This window comes from Phycisphaerae bacterium (assembly GCA_017999985.1).
Lineage (GTDB): Bacteria > Planctomycetota > Phycisphaerae > UBA1845 > Fen-1342 > JAGNKU01.
Window position 1 is genome coordinate 28,190 of the sequence record JAGNKU010000019.1, and the last position, 11,769, is coordinate 39,958.

The following is an 11,769-nucleotide window of genomic DNA, read 5'->3' on the forward strand; positions in this document are numbered from 1 at the left end:
GCTGGGGGCCTTTTCACCACTAAGACACCAAGACACCAAGAAATGCCTGCGGGTTCAGCACTTGAGCGCCTGCGCGCGAGGGGACCGTCGATCGGTGATGCCAACCGACTTAAAGAGCACCCTTGGTGCCTTTGTGTCTTGGTGCTATTCATAGAATCACGATCGCTGACTCCGGACAGCGAATTCTACATACGTCGCAGCGTGTGCACTTGTCGGCATCGATTTCGTGGCGCTCGTACGGGCGCAGCTCAATCGCGCCCGCCGGGCAATGCTGTGCGCAAATCGTACACCCGGTGCAGGCCTCGCCGACCGTGTAACGAACCAGGGCCTTGCACTTGCCGGCCGGGCAGCGACCCGCGAGATGGGCTTCATACTCCGCCCGGAAGTAACGCAGCGTCGTCAACACCGGGTTTGGGGCCGTCTTGCCAAGGCCGCAGAGGCTGCTCTGCTGGACTGCGCGGGCCAGCTCTGCCAGTGTCGCCAGATCGTCCGGTCGCGCCTGGCCCGCACACAGCCGTTCGAGAATCTCCAGCATCCGGCGGGTGCCGATGCGGCACGGCGTGCATTTCCCGCACGACTGATTCTGCGTGAAGCCCAGAAAGTAGCGGGCCATGTCCACCATGCAGTCGGTCTCGTCGAGCACGACCAGCCCGCCCGACCCCATGATCGCCCCGAGCCCGGCCAGCGCTTCATAGTCCACCGGCGTGTCCGCGAGCGTGGCGGGGATGCAGCCGCCGGAGGGGCCGCCGATCTGCACAGCCTTAAACGCGCGCGGGCGCGGGCCGGCAGCCGTCTCTTCGTCGCGGACGCCGCCGCCGATGTCCTCCACGATCTGGCGGATGGTGATGCCCATCGGGACTTCGATCAGCCCGCCACGGCGAACCTTGCCGGCCAGGGCGAAGACCTTAGTGCCCTTACTGGTCGGCGTGCCGAGGGCGGCAAACGCCTCCGGGCCGTGTCGCACAATCCACGGCACGAGCGCGTAGGTCTCGACGTTGTTGACCAGCGTCGGGCGCCCGCCCAAGCCCTGCTCGGCGGGGTACGGCGGACGCAATGCCGGCGTGCCGCGCTGCCCCTCCAAGGTCGCGATGAGCGCGGTTTCCTCGCCGCAGACGAACGCGCCAGCGCCCTGCACGACGCGCAGGTGCAGCCGCAGGCCGCGCCTGAGGATGTCGTCACCGAGCAGGCCGCGCTCCACGCAGCGCTGCTCGGCCGCGCTGATGCGCTCGACGGCCAGCGGGTACTCGGCGCGGATGTAGAATATGCCGTCGGTCGCACCGGTCGCGTACGCCGCAATGGCGAGCCCCTCGATGACGCGGTACGGGTACGACTCCATGATCATACGGTCCATGAACGCGCCGGGGTCGCCTTCGTCGCCGTTGCAGATCACGTGCTTCAACTCGCCGGGCGCGGCGCGCACCTTGGACCACTTCTGCCAGGTGGGATAGCCCGCGCCGCCACGGCCGCGCAGGCCGCTGCGGCGAATCTGCTCGATCAGCACATCGGGCGCGATCGGTTCCCCGAGACAGCGCCGCAGGGCCATGAAGCCGTCGTGCGCGAGGTATTCGTCCAGATCGAGCGGGTCCAGGTCGCCGCAGTGCTCCGTCGCGATGTGCCGCTGCGGACCGAGAAAGGCGGCGACCGGCGGATCGCGCAGCTCGATGGCGCGCCGGGCAACCGCGGCCCGTTGCGCGCCGTCGCGCCAGTGCGCCACCGTACTCGTCAGCCGGCGCGCGAGACCGGCAGGCTTGAAATGCCGCCGGACGATGGCGCGGGCGTGCTCGGGCCGGATGCGCGTGTAGCGCGCCGGCGTACCATGGGCGGGATGGACCTCGACGAACGGCGTCTGGTGACACATGCCGACGCAGCCGACGCGCTTCACGGCGGCTTGGGCGCCCGCGGCGCTGAGCGCGTCTTGCAGCGCCGCGTACACCGCCTCGCTGCCGTTCGCGATGCAGCACGAGCCGAGACCGATGCGGATCTCGGTGGCGCCAGGCGCGCGCGGTACCGGCGCGACGCTGTGGCGCGTGGGTGTGGCGGGTGAGTTGGCCGCCGCGTGCACCAGATCGGTCACGCCGTCGGCCTGCACGTGTCCGTGCGTGACGCCGTTTACCTGCATGACCGGCGCGAGCGTGCAGCAGCCGAGGCACGGCACAGCCTGCACGGTGAATTCGTGCTGGGCGTCGGTATCCGCGCCGGGCGCGATACGCAGTTGCCGCCGCAGTTCATCGGTGATGTGCCCGGCGCCGGCCACGTGGCACGCGGTTCCATGACAGACGGTAACCACGTGCCGTCCGATCGGCGTGTGCCGAAAGTTCGGGTAGAAGCTGGCCACGCCGGCCAACTGTGCCGGCGTGATCTCGGTCCGTTCGCACACGCGGTGCAGTGCGGCCTGCGGCAGGTAGCGATAGTGGGCCTGAATCGCCTGGAGAATCGGGATGGCAGCGGGCGGCTGGCGTCCCAGGCGCGCGACGATCGCGTCTATGGCACGCAGATCCACGCTCTCGACGACCGGCAGCGGCCGCGCGGCCGACTCCGGTGGCGACGTGGCGGCAGCGGACGAGCGCACGTGCAGCTCGACGACTTGCCGCGGCGGCGGACACGCCGGGATGCGCAGCGTGAGCAGCCACTTGGCGCTGACCAGAAACACCGCGGCCGCCGCCAACAGCGTCTTTGCCAGCACGCCGGTGCGTGCTTCGCGCGCCAGCGTCGCCTGGGTCTGCCGGTCGTACTCGGCCTGCAATTCCGCGGCAGCGCCCGCCTCCAACCGCCCGCGTTCGAGCAGCACCTGCACGCGGGCCTGGTGCGCGGGCAGCGCGCGCAGCGCGACGACCGCGTCAAGCGTGAGCCAGCCACCGGCAAACAGCACGCCCGCGCCGGCCAGTACGGCCAAGACCGCCAGCACGCGTTGGCGCCCGGGGGAACTCATGGTACCGGTGGCCCGGAGGTCCGCACGCGATGGCGCGGACAGCGGTTGAAGCAGCGGGCGCAGAACAGGCACGCGGAGCGCACCGCCCGCAGCTGTTCGATCGCTCCGTATGGGCACGCCTCGGCACACAGGCCGCAATCCAGCTCCTTGTCCGGCGTGACCGTGACGCCACGCCACGAGAGGCGCGACAACAGCGACAGCAGCGCGCCATACGGGCAGAGGTAGCGGCAATACGGCCGGCCGATGAACATTCCAAGAATCAGCAGCCCGGCGCCGATCAGCAACATGTGCAGCGGCCCGGTGAAGCGGAAGAAGCCGACGAACGGATCGAAGCGGCAGATGATGAAGTCGCGATCCACGGCAGGCAGCGCGGCGAACCAGATCGCCAGTCCCAGGTAAGCCCACTTCAGCAGGCCGAGCCCCTGGTCGAGCCGGCGTGGCACGTGCACCGGCCGCAAGACGACGAGTTCCTGAATCGCACCGAGCGGGCACACGCCGCCGCAAAACGCCCGGCCGAACAACAGCGCAAACACGAGCGGCAGGAAAAAGATCGCGATGGCAATCAGCGAGAGGGCGTACGTTGAATCGACCAGCGCGACGGTCACGTTCTGGATCGCGCCGATCGGGCAGAGGCAACCCTCGCGGTAGAAGCCGAAGTATGCCAGGCAAAAGATAGTGAGCGCGACCAGCGCCGTGCGGCTGCGGCGCTGGAGGACGATCCAGCTCGCCGCCCCCAGCGCCGCTGCCAGGACGACCACATCGACGATCTCGCGCCACAGGGCGCGAGGCAGCGCGCGCTGCACGACCGGCGTCACGTAGTCAGCGCCAATGTCTTCGGCACTTGGTGCGGCGTCAACCGGGCGATGGTACTCCTGCGCCACGGCCGCGGTGGCCGCGAGCAACAGAAGCAGCAGGAGGGTGCAGCGCCAACCCACGTTCACGACTTCACCGGGACGCGCTGGTATGCTTCATCCGGGCAGGCGATGGCGATCGAGCAGCGGTTGCAGTCCACACACAAGTTGTGGCGCACTTCGAGGCGGATCGAGCTGAGGCCAGCCGGTTCCTTGCAGCCCATCACGCACTTGCCACAGCCGTTGCAGAGCTGCTCATCGATCACGTATTCGTAGTAATTGTTCGCCGGGTCCGTCGGATCAATGTCGCCGATGGCCTCGCGCTTGATCGCGTCGCGCGGGCAGAGCTTCTGACTGGGCAGGCCCTGCGTGTTCACGGCGCTCTTGATCTCGAAGTACGCGGGGCAGATGTAGCAGCGGCCGCATTTCGCGTGGTCGTTGACGGCGCGGACGGCCGACAGCGGCAGGACACACGTCGTGGAGCAGAGTTCGCACGCCGGCACGCCGACCGCGCCGAGCCGGCTGTTGATGCACTTCTCGGGATCGAGCCCCCACGCGCCCTCCGCGACGGCCTTGCGGCTCAGGTAGGCGACGATACCGCCGACGCCCACCAGGGCAGCGCCACGGACGGCGTGTCCAAGCACGTCGCGCCGCGTCGGCTGGTCCTTCATTGCGGCACCTCCGCCGCGGCCGGCGCACTGGTCGGCTGAGACGACGGCACCGGTTCATACACACGAATTTCCAGCCGCACGGTATCGGCCACATAGATCCGGTCGTGTGAATCGACGGCGATGTCCATGTTCTTGCAGTTCGGTTCGAAGTCGTCCGTGGCGACGACTGTCAGCAGCTCGCCGGTTGGATTATAGACTTTCACGCGCGGGCCGGCCTTCTCCGTCACGACGATGTGGCCGTCGCGAGTCAGCGCGATGTTCGTCGGATTGCAGCAACCCGGAAAGCCCGCCGGGTCCTGGCCGTCAAAGCGCCCCCACTGCCCCAGCAATTCGCCCTCGAGATTGAAACGCTGGACACGGTGCATGCCCGCGTTGGCGGCGTGAAGCGTCCCCTGCGCGTCGCTGGCGAAATCGAGGTGGCGGTTGGGTACCAGGAAACCGCGCATGCGATTGTCGTTGCCCAGATCGCCGCGCCACCGGCCACGCGGGTCGTACCGGCGAAGACAGCGGTCCCGCGTGTCCGCAATCACGACCTCGCCGCGCACGAAGCCGATCGCCGTCACCAGCCCCAGCCGCTCGGGATCGGCCCAGGTGTCGAGGAGTCTGCCCGTTTCGTCGAAGACCTCGATCTGCCGTTCTTCACCCACGAAGACGCGCCCATCGGCCGCAACGGCGACACAATAGCCCGGCTTCTGCGTGTCCCAACCCCGCAGAAACTTCCCTTCGGGCAACAGAATCGCCAGTTTGGAGTCGCCGACGGCGTAAATGCGGTCCTGGGCATCGATCGCCAGGCCGCGCAGCTCGTCAGCAAACTGCCCCGGCCCGGCGCCACGACCGCCGATGACGCGGAGCTGGCGGTATGCCACCTTCGGCTCATCACGCGCCGCGAGCAGGAGCAGGCAATTCACGTGCCCGAGTCCGGCCCCGCGACCGACGGACGCGCTCTTCGCCGCGGGCTGACCAACTTCGATGCAGACCATCTTCGTCATGTCGCGCAGGACGAGCTTGCCGTCGGACAGCGCCATCGGCCCCCAGACGTTGTCGCCATTGAGCACCTGCGCGTGGGCGAGCTCGCGGTACTCCTGCGTGTTCGCTTCCAGCAGCCGCAGCAGGCCGGTCTTGCCTTCGAGCGCGAAGATCAGCCCATCCACGAGCAGGAAGCTCCCCAAGTCGAAATCCGCGTGGCCCGCGCTGGTCCAGACGATCTTGCCGTCGAGGTCCAGGCACGTGAACAGGCCCCGCTGCTTCTTGCCGACGGCGAAGAGATGATCCTCGTAGAGGATCGGCGTGTGGACCTCCGAGTTCCACTCCTCCGTGGTCAGCTCGAACACGGTCTCCGTGCTGAACTTCCCGCCGTCGTTTTTCACGCGGATCATGACCGTGCCCGCGTCGTAGCCCGAGGTCATGAACACGCGGTCCGGCGGAATGGCCAGCGGCGACGGCGCCACCGCGACGTTGAACTTGCGCGCGTGATGCCAGAGCAGCGTGCCGTCGTCCGCCCGCACGCCCAGCACGCCGAACAACGTGCACCACAGGTATTGCTTCACGCCGCCGAGCTCGGCCGGCATCACCGACGCGTGCGAGAGCGGCCAGTTTTCCGGGTTCGGCGTGCGCCACAGCTCGCGGCCGGTGGCCTGGTCGAAGGCGACGATGAGCGCCGCCCCGCCGACTCCCAGCACCACGCGGTCGCCGTCCAGCAGCGGGTTCTGGCCGTTGTACCAGGGCGGGATTTGCGCCTGGTAATCGGCGACGAGATCCTTGCGCCACAGTTCCTTGCCGGTCTCGGCGTCGAGGCAATGGAAGATGCACTTCGGATCGAGCGTGAACACGCGCCCCCCCGCCACGGCCGGCGTGGTGCGCGTGATCCCGTGGTTCGGCCGGATGGTCTTGCTCTCCCTGAAGCGCCAGAGTTCCTTACCGTCCGTCAACGTCAGGCACCGAACGCTCCACTCCTTCGCGTCGCGGTCGTAGTCGTTGAAGTACACGCGGCCGGCCACGATCGCCGCGGCGGCATAGCCCTGGCAGGCCTCCACCGTCCAGAGCACCTTCGGCCCACCGTCAGGCCACTGCCGCAGCAGGCCCGTCTCACGGGCGATGTTGTCGCGCTGCGGGCCGCGGAATTGCGGCCAGTCCGCCGCGCGCGCCATGGCGGCCAGCCCCGCCGCCGCGCACAGAGTCAGTAGTACCGTGAATCGTCGCCGCATGGCGTCGGGGGTTCGCGTCCTAGGAGCCAGCCAGGGCATTCACAAACGGATTGATGTCCCCGAAGTTGACTTCGCCGTCGCCGTTCATGTCGCAGAAATTGCGGCCGTCGCAATCGGGGAAGTACTGGTCGTACACCCCGGTAAGCAGCATGACGAACGGGTTGATGTCGGCGAAACTGAGCCGGCCATCGCAGTTGGCATCGCCCAGGACAAACAGTCGGTTGTAGTACACGTAGTTGCCGCGGTCGCTGTCCCAATTCGTGACCGCCATGTCGAGCTTGCTGGACACCGTGTACGCGACGCGCAGCTCCGCGCCGGGATCCACGCCGATCGTCAGCCAGCCGCACTCCCGGCTCACCAGGTACTGCGACGGCGCTAGCGGCGAACCATCGACGAGGACCGCGGTCACTTCCTGGATCGTCCGGTGCGGCAGATGGTACAGGCGCTGTCCGCCGGTGGCCGGCGTGAAGACCGTCTCCACCGGCCGTAGTCCATTCTTCTCGATGTCACCGAACGCGATTTTCTCCACGACGCTGGTCACGTTGGAGCGCCAGGTGTGGGCGTTGCCGAAGCCGGCGCCGTTGTTGAGGAAGACACGCGTGTAATCCCACCAGGCCCCGGTGGCCAGGTCCAGGCGCCCGTCGCTGTCCAGGTCCGCCAGCGCGACCGCCGAGCAATAGCCGTCGGCGTACGTCCAGGCTGCGGTGGGGCCGAAGAACCCGAGCGTCTGGCCGTTGTACTGCCGGAAGCGCCCGCTGCCGCCTGAGATCTGGTTGTTGTCGGCGATCAACAGGTCGGGGCGCCCGTCGCCGGTCACGTCGCCGGCCGTCACCATGATCGCGTCCTGCGAGGTCTGATCCGTCAGTTGCCAGGCCGCCGTTGTCCCCAGCACGCCACCCAAATTACGATATACACGGCTGACCGAACCCGAAGCGGCGAAAGCGAGATCGAGCCAGCCGTCGGCGTCCGCATCCACCCAGCAGGCCCCCTGATAGTCATATTGGTCGCTCGACGTCCAGCTCGGCGTCGCCGCGAGCGTGCCGTCGATGTTCAGGTAAACGTAATTCGGGTAATGGTGCGGCGGGGAATAGGCCCAGCCGGTCGCGACGGCCAGGTCCGGCCGGCCATCATTGTTCATGTCGCCGAAAGCCACGCCGAATGCGTTGCCGATGACGTTCGCCGACCAGTCCGGCGTCGGCGAGAGCGTGCCTTCATTGTTGAGGTACAGACGCGCGATCGGCCCGGTGGTGTTGAATTCGCCGAGCGTGGCCACGGCGACATCCGGCCAGCCGTCGCCGTTCACGTCGGCGACGTCGAGGTGGCCGTTGAACACAAAGTCACTCGATTGCCAGTCGGGCGTCGGGGGGAAGGTGCCGTCGCCGCGGTTGTAGTACACGGCCACGTGCTGCTGGGCCATGTCGTTGCCGTTCGAGACGACGAAGTCCAGCCAGCCGTCGAGGTCGAGATCGACGAGGGCGCCACCGGTGCTGACCTGCGTGTCGGCGGAGATCCAGTCGGGCGTGCCGGAGTAAATGACCTGGGCCAGGCCCGGGATTCCGGACAGCACGGCGACAACGAGAGCGACACTTGCGCGAGTACACATCGTGCGGTTCCTCCAGGCCAACGCCAGTCCTCCGGTCCCATTGTAGCAGGAGCCGGACCCCGCCGGAACGCCCGATTGCCGCCCCCGAGGCCGCGTGGGGTGCTACCGACACAAAACAACACCGAAGCCCAGGCGCACCGCAGCGGGCCGCGCGCCTGAGGTTCGGTCCGCCGAGGGCCCCGCCGGGTCCGACCCGCGGTGGAGCACATGCGCCGCGGGGCGCAGGACTATGCGCCGGTTGTCGCGCTATTCACCAGGGCGGAGACGATTTGCGTGGCCACCAGCTGGAGGACGTAGTACCCGAGGTCCGAGGCACACGCGCTCAATTGCAGCAGCGTACCCCCGGCCAGCGTCAACGCGATCCATTTCCACTTCCTCATATTCGTCTCCGTTCAAGTTGGGCAGCCCAGGGATTCGTTAGGGTATCGGGCACTATATCGCCCACCGTGGCGCGGGCACAAGCGCGCCGAGCACACAAACTTGATCCGCGGCACGCCATCGGGATAATGCCGCGACCGGCAACCGGAACCGCGGGAGTGCGCATGCGATCCGTCCGTCCGATCGACAACACGGTCCAGCACCCGACACCCTCGCTGACCGTGCGCGCGGTTGTTGCGCTGCTGGCGGCGGGCGCGCTGCTGGTTGGCGGCTGTGGCCACGGCGGGCCGCTGTGGGCACGGCTGCACGCGGATGTGCAACGCCCCGAGCCGGGCGTGGTGCTGTTTCTGTGCGACGGTTTCAGGGCGGACATGCTGGAGACCGGCTGCCGGGCGGGCTGGTTGCCGAACATCCAGCGGCGCTTCATGCAGGGCGGCACGCACGTGGCCTGCGCCACAACGTGCATCCCGGCGATCACGTACGCGGCCATCGCCACGCACCTGACCGGGACGGGCCCGGGGCAACACACCATCGTCGGCAATTGCTGGTTCGATCCCGACAGGTTCTTCTTCCGCAGCTACGCCACGATCGAGCACTATCGCGATGTCGACCACGACTGTGTCTCGCCCACCATCTACAGGCTGATGCAGCCCGCGCCATCCGCCAACATCCAAACCGCCCACCACCGCGACGTCACGCAGAACTTCGCGAACTGGGCGGTCTCCGGGGTCATGTGGTTCTTCGGCGACCACACGGCGGTCGATAAGCTGACCGCCACGACGATCGAGCGCGTGGCCGCCTGGGCGAACGAGCAGCGCGCCTGGCCGAGCCTGCTGACGTGTTACTTCCCCGGCGCGGACTCCGTCGGCCACGCACACGGCGCCGGCTCGGACGCCTATCGCACGGCGTTGGCGCATGTCGACTACCAGATCGGCCGCATCTGCGACTGGCTCGATGCGCAGGACCTGCTCCCGACCACGTATCTGATCCTCGTCAGCGATCACGGCATGGTCGATGTGCAGCCCGACCAGCGGATCGACCTCCTCGAGCTCGTGCGTGAGCGCTGGGGGCGGCACGCTACCGACCGCACGCTCCAGGACGGCCCCGACGCCGGGCGGCGCGCGTACTTCGACGACTTCGACACCGTCGTCGCCTACCACAACGGCCGCGGCGCGTTCCTCTACCTCCGGGGGCCTGAGGGCTGGGACGGCCGTCGCGCTGCCCCGGACGAGGTCGCAGCCGTGCTGACGGCGCCGCCGCCGGAGGACCAGCTCTGGAACATCCCCGGTGTCGCGCTGGTCACGTATCTGACCGGTGACGACGAGGCCATGTTGCGCTCGGCACGGGGCGTGTCGCAAGTGCGGCGTCGGACCGGCGCGGATGGTCCGGAGTTCGCGTACCTGCCCGGCTCGGATGACGTACTAGAGTACATGGCCGACCCGGGGGTGGCCGCTTTCGTGACGGCCGGCTTCCACCCGGCGCGCGCCTGGCTGGAAGCGACGGCGAACCAGCGCATCCCCGACGTCATTCCGCACCTGATCCCGCTGCTGCACGTGCATCGCGCCGGGCAGGTGGTCGCGTTCACCGAGGTCGGGTACAGTTTCGTATTCGAAGCCGGCGGTCACGGCGGTCTGGACCGGGACGAGCTGCGGATTCCGTTCATGATTGCCGGCCCCGGCGTGGAGCCGGGCGGGACGATCACCGTGGCGCGGTCCGTGGACTTGGTGCCGACCATCCTGACGCTGCTGGGGCGAAGGCCCGAAGACTACGCATGGCTGGAAGGTGTCTCGCTGATGAAAGCTGCTCCGGCAGTGTCCGGCCCACGGCGCGGGGCAGACTGATCATGAAAGCCGCCGCTGCGCTGGGTGTGATGATCTTCACAGGGGCCGCCCTGTGGTGGAGTCTGCCGCCGCAATCCGCCAGCCCGCAGGCCGCCGCCGCGGCCACCGGCGAAATCAAGCCTTCGACCGCCGACTATCGTGGCCTGGCAATCCAGGTCGCGTCGGGCTACAAGCCGGTCGAGACCTACGGGGCACTGCTGCGCGAGATCGCCGCGCTGGGGGCGAACTCCGTTTTGCTGAGCGTCGCCGGGTACATGGAACACGCCACCGCGCAGTCGATCTACATCGATGCCCGCAAGGTGCCGGCGCCGGAGGACTTCAAGACTGTGATCCGCCAGGCGCGGGCGCTGGGGCTAAAGGTCATCGTCATGCCGATCGTCCTGCTGCGCAATCCGCGCGGCAGCGAATGGCGCGGCGTGATCGAGCCGCCGGACTGGGACGACTGGTGGGAGCAGTACAACGAGTTCGTCCTGTACTTCGCCGACATCGCGCGCGAGGGGCAGGCGGACGCATTGATGGTCGGCTCGGAGCTGGTCAGCACCGAGAAATACACGGACCGGTGGGAGAAGCTGATCGATGCCGTGCGGCCGCGGTTCTATGGCGGCAAGCTCGGGTACTCGGCCAACTGGGACCACTTCCGCCCCGTGCAGTTCTGGAACAAGCTCGACTTCATCGGCATGACGAGCTACTTCACGCTGGCGGACAAGAAGAACCCGACGGTCGAGGAGATCATCGCCCGGTGGGAGCCGATCCGGAAGGACATCCTGGATTGGCAGCGGCAGGTGGGCAAGCCGATCCTGCTCACCGAGGTCGGCTGGTGCAGCCAGGAAGGCGCCGCGACCGCCCCGTGGAACTACTACCAGAATCAGAAGGCCACGCCGGCGGCGATGGAGGAGCAACGCCGGTTGTACGAGGCCTTCATCCGCGCGTGGAACGGAACGCCGGAGCTGATGGGCGTGATCTGGTGGGAATGGAACGCGACGGCAGGCGGGCCGACCGATTTCGGCTACACGCCAAAGGGCAAGCCGGCGGAGCAAGTGCTGCGGCAATGGCTGGGGGCGGGGCCAGAGTCGGCGCAACCTGACCCGCACGTATCCGAGAGTGGTGCCGGCACGCGGCATTGAGCAGCGCGTGCTCTGAGCAGGCGGGGTTCCGCGCGCACAGATTTCGCACGCACCGGGAGAACGGTGTCGCCACATTCGCTGACGACATGGATGCGTTGCGCCGGGCCGGCACGCGTCAATTCGTCCACCAGCACGTCTATAGGTACTCGTAAGGCCGCAACGAAGCGC

At 67.8% G+C, this 11,769-nt stretch carries 8 protein-coding genes; 2 read left to right on the forward strand and 6 right to left on the reverse strand.

The window, feature by feature from the left end; all coding sequences use genetic code 11:
- Positions 1-148 precede the first annotated feature (148 nt).
- The 6 genes from KA383_18740 to KA383_18765 form a co-directional block, all read right to left on the reverse strand.
- Positions 149-2,929 (reverse strand): NAD(P)H-dependent oxidoreductase subunit E, encoded by a 2,781-nt coding sequence (locus KA383_18740; GenBank protein ID MBP7748156.1) that lies wholly within the window; start codon positions 2,927-2,929, stop codon positions 149-151.
- Positions 2,926-3,870 (reverse strand): 4Fe-4S binding protein, encoded by a 945-nt coding sequence (locus KA383_18745; protein MBP7748157.1) that lies wholly within the window; start codon positions 3,868-3,870, stop codon positions 2,926-2,928. The genes KA383_18740 and KA383_18745 overlap by 4 nt, the downstream gene beginning before the upstream one ends.
- The gene (locus KA383_18750; GenBank protein ID MBP7748158.1) at positions 3,867-4,451 is read right to left on the reverse strand and encodes a twin-arginine translocation signal domain-containing protein; all 585 of its coding nucleotides are present in this window, start codon (positions 4,449-4,451) and stop codon (positions 3,867-3,869) included. The genes KA383_18745 and KA383_18750 overlap by 4 nt, the downstream gene beginning before the upstream one ends.
- Positions 4,448-6,655, reverse strand: a complete 2,208-nt coding sequence (locus KA383_18755; protein MBP7748159.1) for a PQQ-binding-like beta-propeller repeat protein — start codon at positions 6,653-6,655, stop codon at positions 4,448-4,450. Before KA383_18755 ends, KA383_18750 begins: the two co-directional genes overlap by 4 nt.
- Positions 6,656-6,674: 19 nt before the next feature.
- Complete coding sequence (locus tag KA383_18760; protein MBP7748160.1) at positions 6,675-8,258, reverse strand: VCBS repeat-containing protein; 1,584 nt, start codon at positions 8,256-8,258, stop codon at positions 6,675-6,677.
- A 227-nt stretch (positions 8,259-8,485) separates the two neighbouring features.
- Entirely contained in the window at positions 8,486-8,638 is a 153-nt protein-coding gene (locus KA383_18765) for a hypothetical protein (GenBank protein MBP7748161.1), read from the reverse strand.
- Positions 8,639-8,800: 162 nt separating this feature from the next.
- Here KA383_18765 and KA383_18770 point away from each other — a divergent pair, with 162 nt between their 5' ends.
- Both KA383_18770 and KA383_18775 read left to right on the forward strand, forming a co-directional pair.
- Positions 8,801-10,477 carry an alkaline phosphatase family protein gene (locus KA383_18770; GenBank protein ID MBP7748162.1) on the forward strand — a complete coding sequence of 559 codons (1,677 nt, stop codon included), beginning with the start codon at positions 8,801-8,803 and terminating at the stop codon, positions 10,475-10,477.
- A 2-nt stretch (positions 10,478-10,479) separates the two neighbouring features.
- Positions 10,480-11,601 carry a hypothetical protein gene (locus KA383_18775; GenBank protein ID MBP7748163.1) on the forward strand — a complete coding sequence of 374 codons (1,122 nt, stop codon included), beginning with the start codon at positions 10,480-10,482 and terminating at the stop codon, positions 11,599-11,601.
- Positions 11,602-11,769 lie beyond the last annotated feature (168 nt).

Bases quoted from the DNA above. Each gene is read 5' to 3' on its own strand.
- KA383_18740 (MBP7748156.1), bottom strand. From the start codon at position 2,929: ATGAGTTCCCCCGGGCGCCAACGCGTGCTGGCGGTCTTGGCCGTACTG.
- KA383_18750 (MBP7748158.1), bottom strand. From the start codon at position 4,451: ATGAAGGACCAGCCGACGCGGCGCGACGTGCTTGGACACGCCGTCCGT.
- KA383_18755 (MBP7748159.1), bottom strand. From the start codon at position 6,655: ATGCGGCGACGATTCACGGTACTACTGACTCTGTGCGCGGCGGCGGGG.
- KA383_18760 (MBP7748160.1), bottom strand. From the start codon at position 8,258: ATGTGTACTCGCGCAAGTGTCGCTCTCGTTGTCGCCGTGCTGTCCGGA.
- KA383_18765 (MBP7748161.1), bottom strand. From the start codon at position 8,638: ATGAGGAAGTGGAAATGGATCGCGTTGACGCTGGCCGGGGGTACGCTG.
- KA383_18770 (MBP7748162.1), top strand. From the start codon at position 8,801: ATGCGATCCGTCCGTCCGATCGACAACACGGTCCAGCACCCGACACCC.
- KA383_18775 (MBP7748163.1), top strand. From the start codon at position 10,480: ATGAAAGCCGCCGCTGCGCTGGGTGTGATGATCTTCACAGGGGCCGCC.